The organism is Salipiger mucosus DSM 16094, assembly GCF_000442255.1.
GTDB classification, from domain to species: Bacteria; Pseudomonadota; Alphaproteobacteria; order Rhodobacterales; family Rhodobacteraceae; genus Salipiger; species Salipiger mucosus.
This window is the reverse complement of record NZ_KE557274.1, coordinates 519,664-544,490: the sequence shown is the minus strand read 5'-3', so window position 1 is coordinate 544,490 and position 24,827 is coordinate 519,664. Positions and strand designations below refer to the sequence as shown.

Below are 24,827 nucleotides of genomic sequence, written 5' to 3'. Positions count from 1 at the left end.
GCGTGACAGCGCGAACGAACGCAAACCCCGGGCTCCTGTGGCAATACCAGCCACTTGCACATTGCTACCCGGCCACGTGTTCCAGTCGCGCATTGCAGCTTGCGCCTTGTTGCCCTTGCGGCTGCATTTTGCTTCGCCTGACGGCACCCTTCCCGACCAAAAATCCGCGATCTCTCCCAAGAAAAGACTGCCAGTAGAATTGACAACAATCGCAACACGTCATATCTATCAATTAGGACTTGACGAGATGGTTGGATAAATGCCATGCGGCTATCCACGACGCAGCTTGCGCGCAGAGAAAGGGTAACGTCTCAGACGATCAGGCGTTGGATTGAGGACGAACGGTATCACAGATACGAACGTACCATCGGAGGACATTATCGCGTCTGGATCGATGCAGATCCGGAAACCGTCCTCTACGCCCGGGTTTCTAGTGCCCGTCAAGCTTCTTCCCTCGATAGGCAAGTACAGATTCTTCGGGAACGATATCCAGACGCGCGAATTGCCCGTGACATTGCCTCTGGATTCAATTTCCGTCGACGAGGCTTCCTCGCCATACTGGAACGCGCTTTGCGCGGAGACCCAGTCCGAGTGGTGGCTACCACATCGGACCGTATCACCCGATCCGGACTCCCGCTCATCCGACACATCCTCGAACTATCTGGAGGTGGAGTCGAGCTTCTGGAAGAGCAAGATCAAGCCGATCCTTTCGACGTGCGCGAACTCGTTGCGTTTATCACTTCCTTCTGCAACTCCGTCCATGGAAAGCGCGCACATCAAAGGGACCGAAAAGATCCGCGTTTACCCAAGGGATGAGGCGTTTGTCATCGGTCTCTGCCGGCAGCATCGCCGGGCCTACAACCAGGCCATCGGATGCTTCGTGGAAGCCGACGAGGGGTATATCGACCGGAATGATCCCGACCTGCGGAAGGTCAACCTGAGGCGCATCATCCGGGACTTTGTCCGCGCGGAAGCGCATGAGCGGGGCGAGACCTTCGGCTCCGCCGCATGCGACGAAGCCGTCGTCGAGGCGTTCAAGACACGCGATGCCGTCATCAAGAAGCGCATGCGCGGCGAGAAGTGCGACTATTCCTTCAAAAGCCTCAAGGAGGTACGGCAGGGCTTCATCATCCAGAAGCTCACGCCCTACTTCGTGACGCGGAATTTCCACGTCTCCGAAGCGCTTCCGGAGGAAGCCTTCGGAGCACAGACGAGAATCATTTCTGAGCGGGGGCAGTGGTTCATCTGCGCTCAGAAACACATCACCACGGTCGGTCAGGACGAAATCCAAGCCCAGTCCGTCGTGGCTATAGACCCCGGTGTGCGGACCTTCGCGACCGCGTACTCAGTGGACCAATGCACCACCTACGGAGAAGATTTTTACATCACGCGGATCTGGCCGTTGTTGGAAAAGCTCGACGAGCTCATCGGCAAACGGGCGAAATCCCGAAATAGCCAGTGGACACGGCACTTCCAGAAGAAAATTGATCGTGCCATGGTCCGGGTGCGAAACCTCGTGGACGACCTGCACAAGCGGGTCGCACATGATCTCGTGAAATCCTTCGACGTGATCCTGCTTCCGACCTTCGAAACGTCCCAGATGGTCGAAAAGCAGGAACGAAAGATCAACACCAAGACCGTCAGGTCCATGCTGGGCTTGGGCCATTACCGCTTCCGGCAGAGGCTCGAGTGGATGTGCCGGAAGTACGGGAAGCGCCTGGTGATGGTCAACGAGGCATATACCTCGAAGACCCGCTCGTGGGATGGTGTGATCCACGACAACCTGGGTGGTGCAAAGAAGATCAGCGACGGAACAATCGTTGTTGACCGGGACGTAAATGGCGCGCGGGGCATCATGCTGCGAGCGCTATATGGCGACCAGGAGCCATGTACGTAAGACTAACGGTTCAATTCTCTGAATTGTTGCGTTTGTTGTGTACGAAACTTGGTGTCTCCGTTGCCGTGCGGGCGAGCTCGGCCGATACCGTGCCTCAAGTCTTCAGGGCCGAGGGGCAGGCCCAGCCGGACAGGCGGACCGCTCTCCGATCCGAGGCGTCGGGAACCGTGGCCCACGTTGCCGTTCGGAAAGGCGCGGACCTGGCGGCCGGGCAGGAGATCGCCCGCCTCGTGGATCGGGATCTCGAGGCCGCGCTTCAGCAGGCGAGCGAAGAGCTCAACCGCGCCCAGCGCGAATTCGACAACGCGCGCTCTCTCTTCGACCGCGGCGTGGCAACGGCCGACCGCGTATCCGATGCCCGCGCCGGTCTCGCCAGCGCAGAAGCCCAGGTTGCTCGCGCAGAGGAAAACCTCGACAATGCCGTCATCCGGGCGCCCTTCGCCGGGCGTCTCGATGCCCTCGATCTCGATGAAGGCGAGTTCGTCCAGGCTGGCACGGAAATCGGCACGGTCCTGGACACCGACCCCCTCGAGATCGCCATCCAGGTCCCCCAGCAGTCCGTGGCACGGATTTCCGAGGGACAGGCCGCGCAGGTCGCGTTCATCACCGGGGAACAGCGCACCGGCGAGGTCGTCTTCGTGGGCGCCGACGCCGATCCGGAAACACGGACGTTCAAGACCGAGATCCGGGTGCCCAATCCTGAAAATGATCTGGCGTCCGGTCTATCGGCGCAGGTGCGCATTCCCACAGGGACATTGCAGGCCCACTTCGTCTCCCCGGCTGTGCTTTCGCTCGGTACAGATGGGACCCTGGGCGTGAAGACCGTCACCCCTGACGACGAGGTCGTATTCCACCCCGTGAGTGTCGAGAGGACGCAGGTCGATGGTGTCTGGGTCAGCGGACTTCCTGAAAATGCCGACATCATCACCATCGGTCAGGGGTTCGTTCGGGACGGAGAGATCGTGGACCCGAGTCCTGAAAAATCAGAATCCGAGCAGGGCACCGGAGGCCAGCAATGAATCAGCTGATCGATGCCGCGTTTTCCAGATCGCGCGTGGTCGCGATTGTCATCCTTATCGTGCTCGCGACAGGGGCCCTCGCCTATTCGATGATCCCCAAGGAGTCCTCGCCCGAGGTCCCGATCCCCATGGTCTTCGTCAACGTCGGCCTGGAGGGGATCGCGCCGGAGGATTCAGAGCGCCTGTTGGCAGAGCTGTTGGAGACCGAGCTCAGCGGGATCACCGGGCTGCAGGAGATGACGGCCACCGCCGGTGAGGGGTATGCGAGCGTGCAGCTCGAGTTCGATCCCGGCTTCGATGCCGACGAGGCGCTCGACAAGGTGCGCGAGGCCGTCGACACCGCGAAGACGGATTTGCCGGCGGATGCGAACGATCCCACGGTCACCGAGATTAACACTGCCCTGTTTCCCATCCTGACGGCGATCCTGTCCGGGCCTGTTCCCGAGAGGACCCTGAACGACCTGGCGAATGATCTCCAGGATGACCTGGAGGGCGTCTCCGGTGTGCTCGAGGTCGACATCGGGGGCGCGCGCGACGAGCTGCTCGAGGTCCTGATCGACCCGACGGTCTTCGAGACCTACAACCTCAGCTTCGACGAGCTGATCAACCAGATCAGCCGGAACAACCGCCTCATCGCCGCGAGGGCCATCGATGGTGGCGCCGGCCGGATGGTGCTCAAGGTGCCCGGGCTGATCGAAGACCTCCAGGATGTCATGGAGCTGCCGGTGAAGGTGCGCGGGGACACAGTGCTGACCGTCGGCGACATCGCGACCGTGCGCCGGACATTCGAGGATCCGACCGGCTTCGCGCGGATCAACGGGCAGCCGGCCCTCGCGCTGGAGATCAAGAAACGCGTTGGAGCGAACATCATCGAAACGGTGGCCGCCGTTCGCGACGTTGTCGACCGGTCACAGGCGGATTGGCCCGACAGTGTCCGGGTTACCTACATGCAGGACGAGTCCGAGCAGGTGAAGACCATGCTCAGCGATCTCGAGGCCAATGTCATCGCGGCCGTTCTGCTGGTGATGATCGTGATCGTCTGGTCCCTGGGTCTGCGCTCATCGATCCTCGTTGGCATGGCGATCCCGGGCGCTTTCCTAAGCGGTGTCGCGGCCCTCTATTTCATGGGGTTCACCATGAACATCGTGGTCCTGTTCAGCCTGATCCTCGTGGTCGGCATGCTGGTCGACGGCGCCATCGTCACGGTGGAGCTCGCGGACCGGTATCTTCTGGAAGGAGATACCCCGAGGGACGCCTACTCGAAGGCCTCCAAGCGGATGGCCTGGCCCATCATCGCGTCCACGGCCACCACGCTCAGCGTGTTCTTCCCCCTGCTCTTCTGGTCCGGTGTTGTGGGGGAATTCATGAAATTCCTGCCGATTACGGTTCTCCTGACGCTCTTCGCGTCGCTGGTGATGGCGCTGATCTTCATTCCCGTGCTGGGCGGGATCATCGGCCGCCGGCAGCCGCAGACCGCGGCACAGGCCCGGCAGATCCACGCGGCGGAGAAAGGCGATCCCAGGAACATGACGGGACTGTCCGGCCTCTATGTCCGGGCATTGGAGTGGGCCATCCTGCGCCCTGTACGGACTCTGATTTTTTCCGTGCTCTCTCTGGTAGGTGCCTTCCTGGCTTATGGGGAACTCGGAAACGGGGTCAGCTTCTTTCCCTCGGTGGAGCCCGATTTCATACAGGTCCAGGTCCGCGCGAGCGACAATTTCTCGATCCATGAAAAGGACGACCTCGTCCGTGACGTCGAAGAGCGCCTTCTCGAGTACGGCAACGTGGCCAGTGTCTATGCCCGCACCGGTGGCAGCCAGCGGTCCGATGCGGAAGAGATCGGTACGATCCAGCTCGAGCTGACCGAGTGGGACACCCGCAAGCCGGCGAAGGAGATCGCAGCCGACATCCGCGAGGACATGTCCGATATCGCCGGCATCGATGTTCAGGCACAGGTGCAGTCCAATGGCCCCTCGGGCGGAAAACCGGTGAACCTGAAGGTGATCTCCAATGACCGGGACGCGCAGGCGACCGCCGTCGAGGAGGCGCGGGCGGCCATGGACCGGATAGGTGGCTTCACGGACGTGACCGACACCCGCCCCCTGCCCGGCGTGGAATGGGAGCTCGACGTGGACCGGTCCGAGGCCGCCCGCTTCGGCGCCGACGTGACCTTGCTGGGGCAGGCTGTTCAGCTGCTGACCCAGGGCATCACGGTTGCCGACTACCGTCCTGACGACACCGACGGATCGGTCGACATCCGGGTCCGGTTCCCCTCTGAGGAACGTACCCTGGAAGAGCTCGAGAGCCTGAGGGTCCCGACAAGCAACGGCCTGGTGCCGGTATCGAACTTCGTCGAGTTCCGGCCCATTCCCCGGTCCGGCGCCATCGAGCGGATCGATCAACAGCGCGTCATCGCCATCGAGGCCAACGTGGCCCCCGGCCTGCTGGTCAATGACCAGGTCATCGCCCTGCGGTCGGCGCTCGAGGAGATGGATCTTCCGGACACGGTCGAATGGACCTTCGGCGGCGAGGCCGAGGACCAACAGGACGCCATGACCTTCCTTGTCGCCGCCTTCGCTGCCGCCATTCTCATGATGACGATCATCCTGGTGACGCAGTTCAACAGCTTTTCGCAGGCCATGATCGTGATGAGCGCGATCATCTTCTCGGTGGCCGGCGTCCTTCTCGGGCTGATCGTCACCGGGCGTCCGTTCGGGGTTGTCATGGGCGGCATCGGGGTCATCGCCCTGGCCGGCATCGTGGTGAACAACAACATCGTCCTCATCGATACCTACAACGATTTCAGGAAGAATGGCATCGATGCCCGCGAAGCGATCCTGAGAACCGGTGCCCAGCGCCTCAGGCCCGTGCTTCTGACGTCCATCACGACCGCCCTTGGGCTCCTTCCGATGGTCATCGGCGTGAACATAGATTTCTTCACCCGGGAGATCGTCTATGGCGCACCGTCAACGCAGTGGTGGACGGAGCTCAGTTCCGCGATTGCCGGCGGGTTGGTCTTTGCGACCGGTCTCACCCTGATCGTGACGCCGTCCATGCTGATGGTTGCGCATCGGCTTGGAGGTCGCAGGCATCTTCGCAGGAGTCGAGCGTCATAGGACGACTGGCGTCCGAGCACGGCCTGGAATAGCATTCTTCGAAAACAAGGAGTCCCGAATGCTACTCGCTCTAGGAGACATCTGCTTTGGCAACCTTGCACTGGGCACGATCCGTGTGACCCAGCTGGATCCGACCGATGCGGCAGACAGGCTCGCGCATGCCATTTCCAGTGGAGACGCCCTCGGGATTTTTGAGTTCGGTGCCGTTCCTGACACCGGATCAGAGAAGACGTTTCGGGAGGTTCTTGAGGCCATCTCCAATGTGCACGGTGTGACGGTCCCTCCTGAGATTTTCTTTTCGGGATCCGGAGAAGACGACGACCCGGTCTTCCCGTTGCCGCCGAACCTTGTTCAGATGCGGCGCGACAAGCCCATCCTTCTGGTCACCTACATGCTCGAACGTGACGAGAAAAACAGAGCCTCCACGCCAAGCACGGCTCCTCTCCCTGGAACGGATAGAGAAGCCGTGATGGACTTCCTTCGAAGTCGCTTCCCGACCAGGGTCGCCAGAGACTCGCTCGAGTTCCACTTCGTGGAGCTTCTTGACGACCGGGAATAGCCAGTCGTCAATCGCAATGACGAGCGTCAACCTCGCCGGGTCTTTTTCAATGCCTTCGACTGCCGTTCGATTTCCGGCATGCGCGCCCGGATCCGGTCGAGGTCATCGGGAACGAAGTGCCGCGCACCGACAGTGCCCTGTCCGGTGACCCGCATGCGCCGATGGAAGGAGGCCTCGACGAGTCCTTCGCGCTCCCACCGATCCAGACGACCCTTCGGAATCTCGAGGTATTCGGCGGCGGCCGTCAGGCGCATCCCGGGACGCCGGTATTCGCTGACCCGGGCGATCTGATCCTTGTTGAACCCCAAAAACCGGAGTTCTTGCTGGCTGTAGATGGAACGCGCACCGGTCAGAGCTGGATCGTCAGATTCCCAGATGCGTTTTTTTCTTCGTCCCAATACCGCTTGATCTCGGCCCGCCGCTCGCGATGACGACGATCCGCCTCTTCCCGCTCACGTTGTTGCCGCGCTTCTTTCTCGGCGGCATGTTTGAACCACTGGTCCAGTCGCTCCCGTTCCTGATCGGTCAGGCAGGCGAGGTCTTCGTCCGTCAAGCTATCCCTGTACTGCAGGATGAGCTGGAATGTATTCTTTTTGCGGATACGAAGCTCACTAATCTTCTGCTGGAAGGGCTTCTTTTCGTATGGAAGATCGAAGTCCGGGCCAATGATTTCGCGCACCCGCTGATCTTCCCGATTTTTGCGCGCTTTCTTTCGTTCCTTGGCCTCCCTGGCTCTCTCCTTCTTGGACTTCGTCTTATACTTCAGCATTTCAGCGGGGTCCGAATATGCTTTCTCGACCGAATGCCGCTCCTCGGGGCTCAGTTCCTGCAGGTCGTCCTCAGTCAGCCTCTCGAAGTTCTGGATCGCATACCAGAGAATGTCCTTACCGAGCGCCTTCCTTTCGCGGATACGCTCCCAGAACGGCTTCCACCTTTTCTTCTGGACGCGGCCTTCAGAAGGCTCTTCCTTCGGAGATACAGTTTCAGGGTTGGCGACACGCGAATTCTGTTCTTGGATCATGTCAACAATTCTAGCGCCCTGTCAGCCTTGTGTAAACCGGCCACCTCAAGAAAAACCCAAGAGGGGAAGCTCGCGCATCCGCGACCACTGCCCAAAACTTCATCTTCCCGAAAACCTCTTTCCTACATCAGAGGTTGTGACCGGTCGGCATCTTTTCTTTGTCGCTTTCGTCCTCAGCGGTACCTGCAGAAGTATCGAAGAGACGATGGAATGAGTGCTTTTTTCGATTGTGATGCTGCCTTGGTCGCAGAAGCGACATTCAACCTACGCCGCGGACGGGTCTTCCCCGTTTCGCGGCTTTTTTTTTGGAGATCCCGATGGGCAAACCAGTGAAGAAGACCACCCCTGACAATGTGACCGTGATGTTCGAGGAGGAGCAGGACACCTTCCCTTCCCCGAAGATTCAGGGTTTCACGCCGCGCAGCGACGGCCAGAAAGCCCTCCGCCGTGCCATCGGGATGCATGACGTCTGCTTCGGGCTGGGCACCTTCGGGACTGGCAAGACATTCGTTCCGGTCGCCATGGGGGTCGAAGGTGTTCAGCGCGGCTTCTTCGAAAAGGTGATCTTCGTGCGGCCGGCCGTGGAATCCGGGGAAAAGCTCGGATCTCTGCCAGGGGACGGGAACGACAAGATCGCACCCTTCATGATGCCCATGCTCGATTGCGCGGTCGACTTCGCCGGAAAAAAGACGGTCGACCGGATGCAGAACACGCGTCAGATTCTCCTCAGGCCCATCGCTCACATGCGGGGGAGCACGCTATCAGACGCGATGATTGTCGTGGACGAGGCCCAGAACTGCACCTATGGGCAACTCAAGATGATCTACACCAGGCTCGGGCACGGCTCGAAGATCGTCTTTGTCGGTGATCCCGATCAGAGCGACATCGGTCAGAAGTCGGGCCTGATGGAGATGGTGCGCAGGATCGGTGACGTGGAGGGCATCGCCACCCATCGCATGGGCCCGGAAGACATTGTCCGTCACCCGATCCTGTCCAAGACAGCTCACCTGATCTGAGGGGCGAGCTCAGCCCAGCGCCTTGAAGAGCGTCGGGCTGAGCTCTCGCTCGAAGGCACCAAGATCGGTGTCCTCGAACCCGCGGCGGCGCAGGTAGGCCGCCAACCTGGGGTTGTTGACGCATTCCACGACGATCCCGTCGACACGGCCGCGGCAATTCGCTTCGAGATGAGCGAGCAGCTCGGTCATGCGGCCTTTCCCCATCTGCGCCTCGTCGTACACGTCGATTGCGGCGATGGTCAGAACATAGCGTTTGCCATCGATCAGCGGCAGGAAGCGGTTCTGAACGCGCGTATAGACCTTCATGTCCTCGCCGTAGACGAACTCGCTGATTCCAAGCATTTTTTCTCGGCTCGTTCGGTCGAGCAGCGCACACATGGCGTCGGCGATTTCTCTGGTATCCATGGCGCCCGCATCCGAAGTCTGATGGCGGACGCTACCTTCGAGAGCGGTCCACCACAAGCAGGACGCCGTGTAAGCGTGCTTCGAAGCGTGCTTCTCATCGGTCGAAGTACCGCAACGGGTTCGGATACCGGGTTCAGGTTTGTCCCCAGTTCACGGGGACAAACCTGTGGATGACCTTCGCGGACATCAGGCCTTGAAGGGCAAAGTACAGTATGCTCATTTTTTGAGCATACTGTCAGAGTGCGGTTCTACCACGGCACTCCGGATGGTGGTCTAGTCGTCGCGCACCTTCGACTTGAGGTCCTTTCCGGGCCGGAACATGATCCTCTTGGATTCCGGGATCATCCGGATCTCTCCGGTTGTCGGGTCCTTGCTCTTGCAGGCTTTCCGGGTGGTGACCCGGAAGGAGCCGAACTTGGAGATCCGGACGTCCTGCCCCTTGCCGATAGCATCCCCGATGGTCTCGGTGACCGCCGACATGACCCGGGACACATCCTTCCGTGTCATTCCGAGCTCCTCTGCGACCTTGGCCTCAATCTCCACCTTGTTCATCCAAGCTTTCCTTTTTTGTAACTGCACTTGTCACTTGTAATGCGAAAGTATTCAGTTAGGATTTACGCGAAAGGATAAGCTCGGATAGAACCCGGGCGGGCAGTTCATGAACGATATTGTACGAGACCATTCGGCGGCCGCGGGGAACGACCTCCGACCGACCGGGCTTACAGATTTCACCGGGCAATCGGATGCGCTCGAAAACCTGTCCGTCTATGTCCGCAGTGCCCGGCGGCGCGGTGATCCGCTCGACCACGTGCTGTTCCACGGTCCACCCGGGTTGGGAAAGACGACGTTGTCCCAGATCATCGCGAATGAAATGGGAACCGGTTTCAAATCCGTCTCAGCTCCTGCCATCAAGAAGCCCGGTGAAATTGCCACCCTTCTCGTCGCCCTGGAGCGTGGCGACGTGCTCTTCGTCGACGAGATCCACCGCCTGCCGCTTTTCGTCGAAGAGGTTCTCTACTCCGCAATGGAGGACAGCAAGATCACGATCCTCGTCGGGGAAGGCTACCAGCAGCCCGAGCCCATCGAGGTCCCGATCCAGCCATTCACCCTCGTTGGCGCCACAACCCGCAAGGGATCCCTCTCGCAGCCACTCCTGGACAGGTTTGGCATCCCGGTACGATTGGAATACTACGATGACGAGGCGCTGACGGAGATCCTGAAAAATGCCGCGCGGAAGATGGGGGAGTTCCCGGGGGACGAGGAGTGCCGAGAAATCGCCCGTCGGTCACGCGGTACGCCGCGGATTGCCATCCGGATCCTGAAACGACTGCGGGATTTCCGAGAAGATGCCGGCGTCGAATACGACATGGATTTCGTCATCGCCTGTCTCGACCGCCTCGGAATTGGTCCGGATGGCCTGGATGAACATGACACGCGCTATCTGGATGCCCTTCGGGACATGTTTGGCGGCGGACCGGTGGGGATCGAAACGATGTCCATCGCCCTCTCCGAGAGTCGGGATACCCTGGAGACATCCATCGAGCCCTTCCTGATCCGGAATGGATTGATCGCGAAAACGAACCGGGGACGCGTTCTTGTCGACGCGCAAGAATAGATCCTTGAGTCTTTGCCAACACTGATCTAATGTGGAGGAAACGTACAGGTTTCCTACCATGGCACTTGCAGCACGCACCCCGCGTCTCAAGAGATCTCTTGCCCGCGTCCGCCGGACGCCGCCCTCCGTCCCCGCGCCGGAGGACGTGATCGACGAGGCCCCCGAGAGCCGGGAAAGTGAAAATCACGATGGCATCGGTGAACAACCGATGATCAATGGCGCGCAACAGGTCGAAGCCTTCAAGGGCATGCCACCGTGCTATGTCGGTCACGTCAAACTGCTCCGGTGGGGGCACACCTCGTCGTCCGGCATGTCCTTCACCCTCGAACTACTTGATGCGGATCAGGACGAGTCCCACCCCTTCAAGGGATTGCGTGCCGCGCGCGGCACCAAGACCGAGGGGCAACGCCTCCGCATCTTTGTGTGTCATCCGGAACATCTCTCGCAGACGCCGGGCGAAGAAGTCTATGCCGGTGAAAGCCTCCTGATCTGGTGGGCCGAGGACTGTGCCGAGGGCATGAAGGTCACCCTGCGGCTCGATGAGGGGCCCGACGGTGCAGGCCCTGTCCACCCCTGTGACGGCATGGCGCACGGCAAGAAGAACGGCGAGATCCTGTCCCTGGTGGTCTGGCCCCTCAACGATGAAGATCAGCCGGACGCCCCTTCCGCCCGCAAGAAGCGCCGGAGTTTCGATGACCTGTCGCCCACGGCACAGTCGCACATCCTGTGCAACGACGAACGCTTCGGGCACTGGCTGGCGCGCCGCGAGGAGCGTTTCGTACAGGACCCGATCTGCCGGGCCGACCTTGGGCACCTGCGGGGTGTCGATGCGAAATCCTACGCGGAACACGTTCTGAAAATCTGGTGCGGAATCGAAAGCCGGGCCGAACTGACTCACGACACCGACCGGGGCCGACACGCCCGGGATCGATGGTCGATGATGCTTTCCGCCTACCAGGATGAGCGCTGGGGACGTCCGGCCGGATGAGGAAATTTCAGGATTTCTGAAAAAATATTCCCGATTAACCAAAATCAGGGTTTTTACTTTCAGGATCGATATAAAATTTACAGGAAAGCAGACAAACCGGATCGGTAACCAAGATGGCCAGAGACGAGACATCCAGCGGCGTGAAAGCCTACTCCAAGGAGGAGATGCTTTCCGGTGCCGAAATTTGGAAGAACTACTCGGCCGCCCTCTCGCAGCGGACGGGCGGAGCTCTGTCCGGCTTGCTGAAGGACAATAGCTTCGACAACGTCTGAATTTCTGAACTTCTGAACGCTCTCCATAGCGCCAAATTTGTTTACCGGGCCGTAAGCGTCCGCACTTATATTCTTCGGAGCATCGGAGAATATGATGGAATACTGCGACTTCGAAAGATGGAGACGACAAGAAGGCCTCCGCTTCGACACCAAGACAGCTGACAAACTCGGCACCTCGGCACAGACCCTGCGGAACTGGCGGGGTAAGGGGAGGACACCGCTCTGGGTGGATCATGCCACGCGGGCGATTTCGTGCGGCTGTGAGCCCCTCGTGCTGACCGTGACCACCGTGAAGGATTGGCAGATCCGCAACGGCCTCGATACCTACGAGGCGACCGCCAAGGTCTTCGGGTACAAGCGCCAGGCCGTCCACCAATGGTTCAGCCGGGGAAGTTTTCCGCGATGGCTGGCCATGGCCGCGCCCGGCTATGAAATAAAGGATCACTTAAGCGATCCGGGCAATGTATCTGCAAAACGCGCGAGTTGATCCATGAATTTTCGACCCTCATTCCTGCTGTTTCTCGCAGCCGCCGCGGGCGCGGCGCCCGTCCATGCCGAAGAGCCGGTGACCGGGTTCGGTGACAGCATTCCGCTGACCTTCGCCGTCGACCAGATCCTTCCTGACAAGTACGAGGTGACGTTCGGCCCCGGGGTCGACGTCGATCAGCGCGTGTCCTGGAAGGGCGGCGATGCCTGGGACGTGGTCCTCGAGGACACCCTCTCCGAGGTCGGCCTGTTCGCCGACATCACGGAAACGGATCGCGTCCGGATCACCACGAACCCGCAGGCGCGCCGGGAGCTTTCCAGCGGCCTGCGGATCTCGGAGTACAGCCGGCCGAAAATCGGGCCACGCAAGGACAGCTACCCGGATGATCTCCAGGGAACCCCGGGCCTGAAGCTCGGCGGCCAAGAAGACGCATCGAAGGCCGACCCTGGAACACCCGGACTTGCCGTTCTCGATCACTCCCTGCGTCCCAAACTCCGCCCAAAACATCTCGGCGAGGACGCGATCCTGGTTGGCGTGGATGAAACGAACATCGCAACCGACGACGAGGTCTGGCCCGTCTTTGCCGGGTCCTCGCTCGAGGAAACCTTGAAGGACTGGGGTGATCGCGCCGGTTGGACCATCCACTGGAACAGCGAATACAGCTATCCAATCGAGGCCTCCGCGGAATTCGAAGGCAACTTCATCAGCGCCGTCAACGCGCTCTTCAACGCCTTCGACAGCATCACCCCGGCCATCCAGGGCGATCTTTTCAAAGGCAACAACGTTCTCGTCGTCTCGAACCCCGTCGAGGGCGGCTGAAAGGAAATCTCATGACCAAGGCACAGATCCTGAAATCCATTTCCGCCCTCACATTCCTTGCGGTCGCAGCCTGTTCGACGCCGGCCGTTCAGGAGGCGGACAAGGTGACTGACAATGCCCGGCAGGAAACCGAGCGCCTGATGGTATCTTCTGCGCAGCCCCTGCCACAGGGCAACACGGCCAACGTGCAAGTCTCCGACAAGATCTGGCTCGGCAGCCAGGCACGCGAACTGCGCAATGGCAAACCCCTGCCCCGCGCCGTGGAGCGCGAGGGCGTGACCCTCGTGTCGTTCCAGGACCTGGATATCATGGGGATCGCGGCACTCCTCGACGAAACGACAGGTATCCCGGTCAGTGTCGAGGAATCCATCGTCAGCAACAGCGGTTCTGGCTACCCGAGAGAAATGTCGGTGGACTACGAAGGGAAGCTGAGCAAGTTCCTGGGCCGGGTCGGCAACCATTTCGGGATCAACTGGCGCTACGATGGCGACGAGATCGATTTCTTTCTCCACCGGACCCGGACCTATGCGGTTCGCCTTCTCCCCTCGAGCAGCACGGGCAACATGAGCGTGAGTTCCGGCGGTGGCGGATCCGGTGGTGGCGGTGGCGAGGGCTCTTCGGGGTCATCGAGCCAGTCCATGAACTCCACTTTCAGCATCAACATCTGGGAGGAGCTGGTCACGGCCATCCAGGGCATTGTCCAGCCGCGCGGAACGGTTACGGCGTCGCGTTCAACGGGCACCTTGTCGATCACGGCTCCGAACGCGGTGCATGACAAGGTTGCGGACTACATCGCCCAGCAGAACAAGCGTCTGAGCAAGCAGGTTGCCGTCAGCGTCCAGGTCTTCAACGTGTCCATGGATGACAGCGGCGAGCTCGCCACTGATTTCTCCCTTGCCGACGTGGAGTCCGGCGAGTTCGATTTCCGGTCGAGCGGCGGAAGCAATGATCTCGCGTCCTCGCTTGGATGGCAGATCCTCGAACCCATCGGGCGCATCGGCAACCTGTCCGGTGCCGTGCGTATGCTCGAGGAAAAAGGCGACGTGAGCGTGGTCACGACTGCCAACGCGACCACGCTGAACAACGTGCCAACTCCGATCCAGGTCGGCAACGAACGCAGCTACGTGTCGGAGATCTCGGAAGAGACCGACCAGGAAACCAACGAAACCAGCACCACCTTCGAGACCAGCTCGGTCCAGACCGGTTTCAACATGCAGGTCCTTCCGCGCGTGGTGTCGAACGGACAGATCGCGTTGCAGTACAACATCTCGACCTCCGAGCTGGTGGGATCCGAAGATGGCTTCGAACGTTTCGCGGTCGGCGGCAGCGAGGTCCAGCTTCCCAACATCAACAACCGCAGCTTCACGCAGCAGGTGATGGTTCCGCAGGGCAACACGCTCGTTCTCAGCGGCTTCGAGCAGACCACGTCGCGCAGCGACAGGCAGGGTGTCGGCAGCGCCGAGAACTGGCTCACCGGTGGGCGGGTCAGCGGCTCCCTCGAGCGCGATGTCATGGTCATCATGATCACGCCCGTCATCCTGGATACCGGCAAGGCCATCGAAGAAATCAGGTGATCGCCTATGAACTCCGACGAGGAAATCGACGAGCTCTTTGATACCGACGGTCGGAATACCGGCTCGGATCCGGAGGAGTCGGCCGATGACGAGGGTATCTTCGACGACTTCGAGGAGACCGAAGTCGCCCGGTCCACGGGAAGCGGCACCCTGGATATCGGCAAGAAGACCTACGCCATCGGCCTGACTTGGAACTCGTCGTCGGATGTTTCCTCCGCAAAGAAGGAGGCCCGCGCCGCATCCGAAAACTACGACATGACCGCGGAGTTCTACTGCGTTCGGAACGGCGATGTTGTCCAGTACGGTTTGGGCTCGAAAGCCCTTGGTCACAAGGTCGGCATGCCGGCCCTGGCAGATCGACTGTGCAACAACTTCGAGGGCAGCTGGCTTGTCGTGTTTCGTCTTGGGCAGACTTACTACCTGGCCGCCGCGCGCGATGGCCAGGTCCTGACGGACTGCGACCGCCTGTACTACGACGAGGAGGATGCGCGCGAGCGCTTCATGTCCCTGATGCATTCGTCGGAATGGGACAGGATCGTAGCGCCGGCCAACTGGCCCGTCGACGACGCGGAAACCATCGATCTGCGTCAGTTGAACCTGTCGGGTCGGGGATGCAAGCTTCGCCAGACGAACCCGACCGGCACGATCATCCTTGCCGGACTCGTCCTTGCCGTGATCGCCGGGAGCGCTGGCGGCGGGTACTACTACTACAACAAGAAGCAGGAAGAGGCCCGGTACGAGGCCACCCAGGAGCGCATCGCGCGGGAAAACGAGATCCGGTCCGCCCTCGACGCCGTTTCAGATAGCGTAAACCCTGTCCTGCGACTGGAAGAGGAGCGCCAGGTCGAGGAGACACCACCCGACCCGCCCTGGCTCGGAAACCAGACCGGCCCCGGCACGATCATCGTCTGCGTGGATGATATTCTGAAGACGCCCATCGACGTGCCTGGTTGGGACGTCTTCAGAATCCAGTGCCGCAACGCCGCGATCTCCATGCGCCTGGAAAAGAACATCGGGACCGTTCCCTGGGCCGAGCACTATTTCCGGACGAATGGTTATCCCGAGACCGATTTTTCGGCGAACGCCATGACCTCGACGCTGCGCTTCGTGCGGCCGGGATCGTTCGTCTCAGACTACGGTGCAGGGATCACCACAAGATCCCTCGAGGAGATCCGTCGTCACCTTCTATACTACTTCGAGGAACTCCGCCTTCCCATCGAATGGAGCCGGCACACGGCGAACCGCCAGGTGAAACTCGACCGTTACTACAAGCGCGCATCCTTCTCCTTCACGACGCAACACAAGCCGACCGAGTTTCTGCCAATCCTGGAAGAGATCCCTGCCCTGGTTATCGATTCCATCGAGTTCGAGCCCGAGTCCGGCAACTGGTCAATGACCGCAAACGTCTTCGAGAAGCGCGCCACGCCACTGCCGAAGCCGGTGGAAGAAACAGAGGAATAAGCATGCAACCAGTGAACAGACTTCTGAGCGCGAGCGCGCTTCTCATGATCGTCAGCACCTCCGCCCATGCACAGGGCTTCCTTGGCGGAGACGGATCGAGCAATCGTGGGGCCAGCGAGAGCCGGTTCCAGCAGGACTCGCGATCCAGCCAGGGCGGTTCGGGCAGCGGCGAGGACTTGCCGCCCATGGGTGAGGATGTCTCCCTCGACCAGTTCGACGAGTACTACGACAGCCTCGTGAACGAAGTGGATGACCGGCTCGGGCAAATGTCCGTCACCGAGGACGAAGAGCAGGAAGAGACCCTGCAGGGTCCCGACGTGTCCAGGACGCAGTCCGATCTGGACCAGATCTCGAAATCCCAGCGTGAGATCCGCCTTCTCCAGCTGAAACTGGAACGGGCCCGTCTGGCGAAGGAGCTCTGGACCGAGCTCAGCGCGGAAAGCATCGACGACATGCGCAGCACCATCACCTCTCTCGAGGAAGAGCTGCAAATCGCCCGGCAGGAGCATGCCCAGGAACTGGAAACCCTTGAGACCCGGGCCGCAACAGCCGAGGAAGATCTGGCCGAAACCACCGCCGACCTCACGGAAGCGGAACAGGAAATCGCGCGGTTGCGACAGGAACGGGACGATGCACTGGCCCGGGTGCGTCAGCAGGGACCGGCAATGCAACCCACGGCCACGCCTGATCCCGGTGTGGCGACTTCCGGTGGCTTCACCGCCTCCGCGCCGCGCGTCCAGGATATCCGCATGATTGGCGGACGGGCGACCGCCGTGCTGTCGTACCCCGGGGGCGTGGAGCGTACGGTTTCGCTTCACGACGAGCTGCGCGACGGCAGCCGTGTCACTGCCATCGGCCGTACCGGCGTGGAGGTTTCGCAGGGGGACAACTCCTACATGCTGGACCGCGGCTCCTATGCCGGAAGCCGGCAACAGCAGACGTCCCGGCCGAGCTCGGAATCCAGCCGGACGCGCAACGCGGCTCCTGCCGGGGCCCCCGGGTTCCTTGGACAGGCGGCAGATAACGCCAATCCCTGAATCTCGAGGCTCGACAAGGCGCCTCCGAGCGATTATCAATCCTTTAGCCCTACGCGCATAGCTTGCTCATGCCGTAGGGCATTTAGGATACGCGTGTCAGTGACCCCGGACTAAAGTCCGGGGCTTGAAGGCAGCGGTGCTGCCTTCGGGTCCTAGATCGAGGTTCGGCGCGTAATCCACGCGCATGCTGACCAGCACAAGAAAGAAAGGAGTTATCTTATTCAATCTACGTTGAACCATACGTCAAAGACCGACGGTCGTGTGCCTCCTCAGCACGGCCCTCTTCTCGAAGCACCGTCAGTAGACAAGCCGGGTCAGGCACGAAACGGGGCGGATGCATGTGCGGGTGGTCAACATGTGCGAGAGGAGACCGTCAAAAGACGGCGCCACCGGAGGGGGCAGCCCTCCTCCGCGAGCGGCGTAAGCCGCGTATTCGTGCTTGCCCGCAACGGCAAGCCCCTCATGCCGACGCGGCCCGCAAGGGCCCGCCGGCTCCTGAAGGACGGCCGGGCCGTCGTTCACAAGACCTACCCCTTCACGATCCGGCTCAAGGATCGTGCGGAAGGGGACACGCAGGATGTCGAACTGCGGGTCGACCCTGGCTCGAAGACCACCGGCATGGCGCTTGTCCGCAAGGACGAGGCGGCCGATGATGTCCTGCACCTCTCCGAGGTGACCCATCGTGGCGGCGCCATCCGCAAGAAGATGGACCAGCGGCGTGGTCACCGGCGCCGTCGGCGCTCCGCGAACCTGCGCTACCGTAAGAAGCGCTTCGACAACCGGCGCCGGGCCCCGGGGTGGCTGCCGCCATCCCTGCAATCGCGCGTCGACAATGTCGCCAGCTGGGCGGCACGGTACCGCAAGCTGGTGCCGGTCACATCCATCGCCGTCGAGCGCGTGCGCTTCGACATGCAGATGCTCGACAACCCGGAGGTCTCCGGCGCCGAGTACCAACAGGGCACCCTCGCTGGCTACGAGGTGCGGGAGTATCTTCTGGAAAAATGGGATCGCCGCTGCGCCTACTGCAACGCGCGGCATGTGCCGCTGCAGATCGAGCATATCCACCCGCGCTCGCGCGGCGGATCGAACCGCGTGTCCAACCTGGCGCTGGCCTGCGAGCCCTGCAACCAGGCCAAGGGCAACAAGCCGGTCGAGGCGTTCCTGGCAGGAAAACCCGCCAGGCTGGCCAGGATCCGGGCCCAGGCAAAGCGGCCGCTGAGGGACGCGGCCGCGGTCAATGCGACGCGCAATGCCACCTGGCACGCTTTGCGGGCCACGGGCCTGCCGGTGACGACGGCCACCGGTGGCCGCACGAAATACAACCGGGCGGCCCTGGGCATTCCCAAGACGCACAGTCTCGACGCGGCCTGCGTCGGTGAGGTCAACAGTCTGACCGGCTGGGATCAGCCGGTCCTGCGGATCACCGCCATGGGCCGCGGGAGCCACGCACGGACGCGGCTGGATCGGCATGGTTTCCCGCGGGGATATCTCATGTCGGAAAAGTCGATCCACGGTGTCCAGACGGGCGACATCGTCAAGGCGAGCGTTCCGAACGGCCGCAAGGCCGGGACGTATACTGGCCGTGTTGCCATCCGCCGGAGTGGGTCGTTCAACATCCAGACCCGGACGGGTACCGTCCAGGGCATTTCGCATCGCCACTGCCGTATACTTCAGCGCAACAACGGGTACGGATATCATATTGCAACAGGTAACTTCCGTAATGGGCATTGGTTGGTCAAGTCCCGAGTGTCACACGTCGCCGGTTTCATGCTTCCGTTCGTGGTCGGCGCGCGGCCGCCACATCATGCCATCCAGGTGAACCCCGAGCGCCTATCTGAAAAGCGTGCTCCACGGCCGAGGACGTGTCACGAGCAACCTGCCGGCGTCATCGAGGTTCGCGTCCCGGCGACGGGACCTCTAAGAACCGGCAGCCCAGTGCCGGCTCAAACCTTTTCCGATGGGCTCAGCCGGTCCGGACGACCTCCTTGCCGAAGCGGAACGTCGAGCCGTCGATCCACATGCGATGGAGAACGGTGGCCAACTTCCGCGCCACGGCGACGATTGCCCGGTTTCGCCCTCGCCGCTGTGCAACTCGCAAGCCCCACGCCTTGAGCCGCGAGAAGCTCTGCGTCCGGGTCAGCATCGCCTGCGCCGCCTCGTAGAGCATCGAGCGCACCATTCCGTCGCCGGCCTTGGTGATTCCGCCGGTGATGTCCGTCTCGCCGGATTGGTGCTTCTTCGGGGTCAGACCGAAATGCGCTCCGACCCGTTTCGATGAGCGAAAGCGGCCAGGATCGTCCACCGCGGACATGAAGGTTAGCGCCGTCAGCGCGCCCACTCCCGGCACCGTCATCAGCCGGCGGCAGGTCGCTTCATCCCGCGCAAGATCGCGTGCGCGCTTGTCGAGCGCCGTCATCTCCGTCTGCAGCGCGTCGCGCGCGCGCAGCATCGCCGCTGACACTTGTTCGAGCATCGGATTGCCGTGCGCCAGCTCCCGCACCCGCCGGGCGAAGCGGCCCCTACTGATCTTGCCGATCCTGAGCCCGAAGCCCCTGAGCACACCACGGAGACCGAGCTCGATGTCGAGCATCTTCTTCTGGAGCTGCTTGCGCGCCGTCAGCAAAGCGCGCACCTCTTGAGCCGAGGCGGACTTGCAGTGCACCGGTCGGAACCATCCCATCCGCAAGAGCTGCGTGATCCCGCGAGCGTCGCGCCGGTCTGTTTTGATCGGCATCGCCGATAGTGCCGCCTTCACCTGCCGGGTCTCCATGAGAACCACCTCGACACCCGCCGCCGTCAAGCCGGCATGGAGCCACTGCGACAACGGCCCGGCTTCCATGCCGAGGAGCGTCACCGGATGGTCCAGGCGCCCCAGGAAGTACAGAAGCGCCTCCGGGTCGCTCGCTACCTTCGCCTCCCGCTGGATCTTGCCCGTGCGATCCATCACACAGACGCTCGACTCTTCCAGCGACACGTCGATGCCGACATACTGTTCCATGGCTGTCTCCCTTTGTGGCCCTTGGGGCCGCGTCTGCGGACCCCGTCACAGCTTCATACTGGGGGACAGCCACCGACCCCGCCAACCGGCGCGGCCCGCCCATTACGGCATCTGATAAGGCGCTCCCTCCCCGGACTTTAGTCCGGGGAGGGAGCGCCAATTTATTCGGATGAAATCTCTGGTGAACGATATTCTCGAGAAGATCGGGCTTCGAACCTCCAAGAAGTCCGCAGGAAAAGCCCGTTCCCCTCGCAAACAGGAGAACGCTGCCTCTTCGCGTCACCAGGAAACCACCCGGCCGGGCATTCTTCGGATGCTCGGTCTCGAGAAAATGTTCGGGAAGCCGACTGGTAAGCCTTCGGGGAAGGCTGCATCCAAGGGTGGAAAATCAGGGAAGAAGACAAGCGCGTCCGGCTCCTCCGGAAACAAGAACCGGAAACAGGCTTCCAGGAATTCAGAAAGTCCGTCAGCGAAGGCCGACGGTGGTAATCCCGAGCCCCGGGGGACCGGCCGAAAGGCCATCGGATCGTCCAGGGAAAAGGCCGCCGCGAAAGAGCAACAGCGCAAGAGATACCGCCACGCCACCGCGGTCGATGCGAACAACGTCCAGATCAAGGATTTCCTGACGAACCGCGAGCGGGAAGTCATGACCCTTTCGGAAGGTCGGATCCCCACGTCCGAGGAACACCGCAAGAAGGCGCTGCTGTTCAGCGACGGGATCCTGCTGATCGCGACACCGGATTACCTCGATCCGATGCTCGTGGAAATCAGGAACCGCGCGGAGCAACGCTCGATCCGCATCCGTCAGGAATTCCGGGTTCCGAGCGAAATCTTGCAGAAGATCTACATGCGCGCGGAAGCCGCCCGGACGCGGGGGCGTGAGCGTCGGGGCTCCGATGACGCCAAGATGCGGCGGGATTTCTTCAACCTCGTCGAGGAAGCCTTCAACAACGGCGGCACCGACATCCACCTCGTGAAGGAACGCTTCGAGGCCATCGTTCGCGTCCGTAGCAACGGTGTCATGGAGGACTTCAAGTCCATTCCCGCGTCCCAGGCAGACGAGCTTCTGTCTGCGATCTTCTACATGTCGGACGTCAGTGATCCGTCCTACCAGCCGTACAAGTCCCAGCAAGCCCGGATTTCCTCGAGCGACGTGACGCTGCCCGAGGGTGTCGGGTCGATCCGCCTTCAGTTCAATCCATTGGCCAACAGCGGCCGGGAGCTGATCGCCCGGATTCTGCCCGAACAGGACGTAGACGAGGACCAGGATTCCGACATCGATGTCCTCGGGTACTCGCAGCGGCAAATTCGGGACATCAAGGCGATGCGGAAGAAGAAATACGGCATCGTCATCATTTCGGGCCCGACCGGTTCGGGCAAGTCCACGACGCTCCAGAAGGCGCTGACGGCCCTCATCCGGGAAACCCGCGGCGAACTGGCCGTGCGCACCATCGAGGACCCGCCGGAATACAACATTCCCGGCGCGCCCCAGGTGCCGGTGACCGCATCGGACGACAGCGGATCCCGCGAGGAAGCCTTCGAGGCGACCATTCGCGACGCGCTTCGTTCCGACCCGGACGTTATCATGATCGGCGAGGTCCGCGACGCGAAGTCCGCCACGCTGGCCTTCCGCGGTGCGATGACCGGCCACCAGGTCTGGACGTCGATCCACGCCAACGACGCGATCTCGATCCTGAACAGGCTGCGGGACATCGAGGTGCCGGACTATCTCCTTTCCGATTACACACTGGTGACCGGCCTCGTTGCCCAGCGCCTTGTTCGGATGCTTTGCCCGCACTGCAAGATCCCGATCCAGGACGCCATGGCCTACGAGGATGCTCGCGTCATCGACCCTGAAACTGTCGAAACGGTGAAGGAAAAGATCGGGAAGGAACATCTCGACCAGTTGTACCTGGCGAACCACAACGGCTGCGAACACTGCCGGCGCGGCACATCGGGCCGTTCCGTGATCTCGGAGACCATCACCCCGGATCGCCATTTCATGCAGTACATCTCGGAAGGCGACAAGATCGGCGCGTACGAGCACTGGCTCAATCACATGGGCGGTATGACCATGGCCGAGCACACGATGATGAAAGTACTCCAGGGCAACGTGGATATCCGCACGGTGGAGGCCGAACTCAGGGAAGTCGACAAGGAAAGAATTCCGCTCGTGCTGGAAGAAGCGGAAACTGAGTCATAATTGGGATTGAAAGCGGAGTTTTGAAATGAATATCCAGCACAAACTTATTATTTGGCAGATATCCGGGAAGAAGCGGCTCGCGATGTATCGCAAGCTCATGAAGTTCCTCCGGAACGGGGTCTCCCTTCCCCATGCTCTGGACACCATATGGCAGTTCGAGTCCGCGGACGGGAAGAAACCAAAGCGACCCATGGCCAAGATGATCGATGCCTGGCGTCGAAAGGTCCGGGACGGTGCGCCCTTCGGCAGCGCCGTGAAAGGATGGGTTCCTGAGCAGGACGCCGTGGTGATCGCCTCCGGGGAATCCGCGGGCAGCCTGGACGTGGCCCTGGAGAACGCGATCTACATCCGCGAGGGCGGCAAGAAGATCAAGGCAGCCATCGCGGAGGGCCTGGCCTACCCGGTCCTTCTGATCGCCGTTCTGGTCGCCTTCCTCTACCTCGTGGCTGTGAAGATCGTGCCGGCCTTCGATGACGTCTATGCCAAGGAAAACTGGACCGGCTCCGGCGGGAGCCTGGCGGCGGTCGCTGACTTCATGAACAACTACCTGGTGCCCAGTGGCATCACCCTGTTCGTGGTGATCCTGACCGCCATTCTGGCCCTGCCCCGCTGGACGGGAGCCGGCCGAGTTACCGCGGACAAGATCCCGCCATTCTCGATGTACCGGCTCTCTGTCGGCGCCGGCTTCCTGTTGTCCATGTCCGCGATGGTCCGGGCCGGCGTCGCATTGCCGCGGGCTCTGAAGATCATGCGGCGCAACGCCAGCCCCTATTTCAAGAGCCGCCTCAACGCGGCGCTCGGGCACCTTCTCGAAGGCAAGAACTTCGGTGACGCCTTGCACGCATCGAAGCACGATTTCCCGGACAAGGAAGCCGTCAACGACCTCAGGGCATACGCCCTTCTCGACGGCTTCGACGAGACACTGGAAACCCTCGGGTCGGAATGGATGGAAGACAGTGTCGAGAAGATCAAGGAACAGTCCGCGATCATGCGCAACGCCTCCATGATCATCCTCGGTACCGTCTTCGCATGGATTTCCTCTGGTATCTTTTCTCTGCAGACGCAGGTGACCCAGGCACTCCAGTGAGGCGCCGATAAAACGAGTGTTAATGCCCAAAACCATTTCGACAGAGATGCTGCCAGACAGGAGAATTTTTTCATGGACCATCTGATTAAAAACGACCAAGACACCCGACCAATGCGCGGCGCCAAGCGTGCGGCCGAGCGCGGCAACGCCCTTCTGGGCATCGCCATGGCGCTGATCATCTCCGCGGTTGTTGCCGCCGGCTACCTGGTGTTCTTCAACAACGCCAACAACAGCGCCAAGAACAACGACTTCATGGCCCAGCTGGCTGCCGTCCAGACGGCCGTGCAGTCGCTCTACTATGGTCAGTCGACGTACACCGGTCTCGACACGGCCACGCTCGCGGATTCCGGAACCCTGCCGGAGAAGATGCTCTCGGGGTCGGCCATCAAGCACCCGTTCAACGCTGACATCACCGTGGCGCCGGGTGGTACCAACGACACCTTCGTCGTCACGGCCACCAACATCCCCGAAGCGTCATGCACCACGCTCGTGACCAAGGACCTCGGCCGCAGCCTTGTGCGCCTGCAGACCGACGTGGCCGGCAACGCGGTGAACAAGCGCGCCATGTCGCCGGCTGAGGCCCAAGCCAATTGCACCGATCCCGGCGATGGCGTGATTACCATCATCTGGGAGTTCTACTGATCTCCACGACAAGGGCCCCGATCTCCGGGGCCCTTGTTCCGCAACCAGGTAGGTTGGGAAAAATGCCGAAGCAAAAGCACGAGACAGGTCTCGGTCTTCTTCAGATAGCCCTTTGCCTCGTTGTCGCGACAACAATCACCTCTGGCGTGATGCTGAAATACTCCGAGTACCAGAAACAACGAGAAGTCAGCTCCGCAATTGACGATATCCGCCTGATCAAGAACAGTGTCCGTCGGCTTTTTTCCCACAAGCGTGATTTCACTGGCCTGAACACCGACTTCATCATTGAGCATGCTGGTCTTCCGGAAAGCATGCTCAATCGCGAAGACGGAACGATCCAGGGGCGTTTCAACTTCTACCATCAGGTCGGAAACTATATTGTGGTCCCGCACACGGCCGACCAGTTCCAGATCGGAGCCATGTATGTGAGCGACAACGCCTGCCCTAAGTTGTTGACGTCATCCCTCGCCGAAGAGGCCCAAAGCGTGAAACTGCGGAACATGGGCGGGCAGGAAACATTCACGTCGAAACCCTCCCTGAGCGATGTTCAGGACATCTGCTTCAACGAACGGCCGGCAACCCACATCCGGTTCCGGTTCGGCAGGTGATCT

Annotated in this window: 23 protein-coding genes and 1 pseudogene; 19 read left to right on the top strand and 5 right to left on the bottom strand. The window is 61.2% G+C overall.

The annotated features are described in order from the left end of the window. The first annotated feature begins 264 nt into the window (after window positions 1-264). The 5 genes from SALMUC_RS31795 to SALMUC_RS08620 are packed head-to-tail and all read left to right on the top strand — an operon-like array spanning window position 265 to window position 6,591. The gene (locus tag SALMUC_RS31795; protein WP_084513954.1) at window positions 265-816 is read left to right on the top strand and encodes a recombinase family protein; all 552 of its coding nucleotides are present in this window, start codon (window positions 265-267) and stop codon (window positions 814-816) included. Further along, on the top strand, window positions 761-1,897 hold the full coding sequence (locus SALMUC_RS28175; protein WP_084513953.1) for a zinc ribbon domain-containing protein: 1,137 nt from the start codon (window positions 761-763) through the stop codon (window positions 1,895-1,897). Before SALMUC_RS31795 ends, SALMUC_RS28175 begins: the two co-directional genes overlap by 56 nt. Beyond that, window positions 1,888-2,916, top strand: coding sequence for an efflux RND transporter periplasmic adaptor subunit (locus SALMUC_RS08630; protein WP_020038387.1), 1,029 nt, complete (start codon window positions 1,888-1,890; stop codon window positions 2,914-2,916). Before SALMUC_RS28175 ends, SALMUC_RS08630 begins: the two co-directional genes overlap by 10 nt. Then, a complete protein-coding gene (locus tag SALMUC_RS08625) occupies window positions 2,913-6,032 on the top strand; it encodes an efflux RND transporter permease subunit (RefSeq protein ID WP_020038388.1) in 3,120 nt (1,039 codons plus the stop codon). Before SALMUC_RS08630 ends, SALMUC_RS08625 begins: the two co-directional genes overlap by 4 nt. A 58-nt stretch (window positions 6,033-6,090) precedes the next feature. Further along, window positions 6,091-6,591, top strand: coding sequence for a hypothetical protein (locus tag SALMUC_RS08620; RefSeq protein ID WP_020038389.1), 501 nt, complete (start codon window positions 6,091-6,093; stop codon window positions 6,589-6,591). A 26-nt stretch (window positions 6,592-6,617) separates the two neighbouring features. Here SALMUC_RS08620 and SALMUC_RS08615 read toward each other — a convergent pair whose 3' ends face one another. Both SALMUC_RS08615 and SALMUC_RS08610 read right to left on the bottom strand, forming a co-directional pair. Then, window positions 6,618-6,899, bottom strand: coding sequence for a hypothetical protein (locus SALMUC_RS08615; protein WP_021120102.1), 282 nt, complete (start codon window positions 6,897-6,899; stop codon window positions 6,618-6,620). Between the two features lie 41 nt (window positions 6,900-6,940). Beyond that, window positions 6,941-7,612, bottom strand: a complete 672-nt coding sequence (locus tag SALMUC_RS08610; RefSeq protein ID WP_021120101.1) for a hypothetical protein — start codon at window positions 7,610-7,612, stop codon at window positions 6,941-6,943. A gap of 329 nt (window positions 7,613-7,941) precedes the next feature. Between SALMUC_RS08610 and SALMUC_RS08605 the strand changes: the two genes are divergently transcribed. After that, a complete protein-coding gene (locus SALMUC_RS08605) occupies window positions 7,942-8,628 on the top strand; it encodes a PhoH family protein (protein ID WP_217626329.1) in 687 nt (228 codons plus the stop codon). A gap of 9 nt (window positions 8,629-8,637) precedes the next feature. Here SALMUC_RS08605 and SALMUC_RS08600 read toward each other — a convergent pair whose 3' ends face one another. Further along, on the bottom strand, window positions 8,638-9,033 hold the full coding sequence (locus SALMUC_RS08600) for a hypothetical protein (RefSeq protein WP_156883445.1): 396 nt from the start codon (window positions 9,031-9,033) through the stop codon (window positions 8,638-8,640). 273 nt (window positions 9,034-9,306) lie between these two features. Next, window positions 9,307-9,585 carry an HU family DNA-binding protein gene (locus tag SALMUC_RS08595; RefSeq protein ID WP_020038393.1) on the bottom strand — a complete coding sequence of 93 codons (279 nt, stop codon included), beginning with the start codon at window positions 9,583-9,585 and terminating at the stop codon, window positions 9,307-9,309. 106 nt (window positions 9,586-9,691) lie between these two features. On the opposite strand from SALMUC_RS08595, the gene ruvB reads away from it, so the two are divergent. The 9 genes and pseudogenes from ruvB to iscB all read left to right on the top strand — a co-directional run. Next, window positions 9,692-10,648, top strand: coding sequence for a Holliday junction branch migration DNA helicase RuvB (gene ruvB / locus SALMUC_RS08590; protein ID WP_020038394.1), 957 nt, complete (start codon window positions 9,692-9,694; stop codon window positions 10,646-10,648). 145 nt (window positions 10,649-10,793) lie between these two features. Continuing rightward, window positions 10,794-11,636, top strand: a complete 843-nt coding sequence (locus SALMUC_RS08585) for a hypothetical protein (RefSeq protein ID WP_020038395.1) — start codon at window positions 10,794-10,796, stop codon at window positions 11,634-11,636. A gap of 113 nt (window positions 11,637-11,749) precedes the next feature. Further along, complete coding sequence (locus tag SALMUC_RS29675) at window positions 11,750-11,908, top strand: hypothetical protein (protein ID WP_020038396.1); 159 nt, start codon at window positions 11,750-11,752, stop codon at window positions 11,906-11,908. 94 nt (window positions 11,909-12,002) lie between these two features. Then, on the top strand, window positions 12,003-12,395 hold the full coding sequence (locus tag SALMUC_RS08580) for a hypothetical protein (protein ID WP_156883444.1): 393 nt from the start codon (window positions 12,003-12,005) through the stop codon (window positions 12,393-12,395). A 3-nt stretch (window positions 12,396-12,398) separates the two neighbouring features. After that, complete coding sequence (locus SALMUC_RS08575) at window positions 12,399-13,214, top strand: toxin co-regulated pilus biosynthesis Q family protein (RefSeq protein WP_020038398.1); 816 nt, start codon at window positions 12,399-12,401, stop codon at window positions 13,212-13,214. A gap of 11 nt (window positions 13,215-13,225) precedes the next feature. Beyond that, window positions 13,226-14,788: a hypothetical protein gene (locus tag SALMUC_RS08570; protein WP_020038399.1), complete on the top strand. Its 1,563-nt coding sequence runs from the start codon at window positions 13,226-13,228 to the stop codon at window positions 14,786-14,788. Between the two features lie 6 nt (window positions 14,789-14,794). Further along, entirely contained in the window at window positions 14,795-16,249 is a 1,455-nt protein-coding gene (gene pilO2 / locus SALMUC_RS08565; RefSeq protein ID WP_020038400.1) for a type 4b pilus protein PilO2, read from the top strand. A 44-nt stretch (window positions 16,250-16,293) separates the two neighbouring features. Then, a complete protein-coding gene (locus tag SALMUC_RS08560; RefSeq protein WP_156883443.1) occupies window positions 16,294-17,286 on the top strand; it encodes a hypothetical protein in 993 nt (330 codons plus the stop codon). A gap of 261 nt (window positions 17,287-17,547) precedes the next feature. Next, window positions 17,548-18,651, top strand: a pseudogene (gene iscB, locus SALMUC_RS31015) (RNA-guided endonuclease IscB); the annotation flags it as partial. A 598-nt stretch (window positions 18,652-19,249) separates the two neighbouring features. Here the strand turns inward: iscB and SALMUC_RS31010 are convergent. Then, entirely contained in the window at window positions 19,250-20,284 is a 1,035-nt protein-coding gene (locus SALMUC_RS31010) for an IS110 family RNA-guided transposase (RefSeq protein ID WP_020041264.1), read from the bottom strand. Window positions 20,285-20,465: 181 nt separating this feature from the next. Between SALMUC_RS31010 and SALMUC_RS08545 the strand changes: the two genes are divergently transcribed. The 4 genes from SALMUC_RS08545 (at window position 20,466) to SALMUC_RS08530 (ending at window position 24,824) form a co-directional block, all read left to right on the top strand. Continuing rightward, window positions 20,466-22,487, top strand: coding sequence for an ATPase, T2SS/T4P/T4SS family (locus tag SALMUC_RS08545; RefSeq protein ID WP_021120095.1), 2,022 nt, complete (start codon window positions 20,466-20,468; stop codon window positions 22,485-22,487). A 25-nt stretch (window positions 22,488-22,512) separates the two neighbouring features. Beyond that, a complete protein-coding gene (locus SALMUC_RS08540) occupies window positions 22,513-23,574 on the top strand; it encodes a type II secretion system F family protein (RefSeq protein WP_084513951.1) in 1,062 nt (353 codons plus the stop codon). Between the two features lie 72 nt (window positions 23,575-23,646). After that, window positions 23,647-24,216 (top strand): type 4 pilus major pilin, encoded by a 570-nt coding sequence (locus SALMUC_RS08535; protein ID WP_084513950.1) that lies wholly within the window; start codon window positions 23,647-23,649, stop codon window positions 24,214-24,216. Window positions 24,217-24,278: 62 nt separating this feature from the next. Beyond that, entirely contained in the window at window positions 24,279-24,824 is a 546-nt protein-coding gene (locus SALMUC_RS08530) for a type 4 pilus major pilin (protein WP_020041260.1), read from the top strand. Window positions 24,825-24,827: the final 3 nt, after the last annotated feature.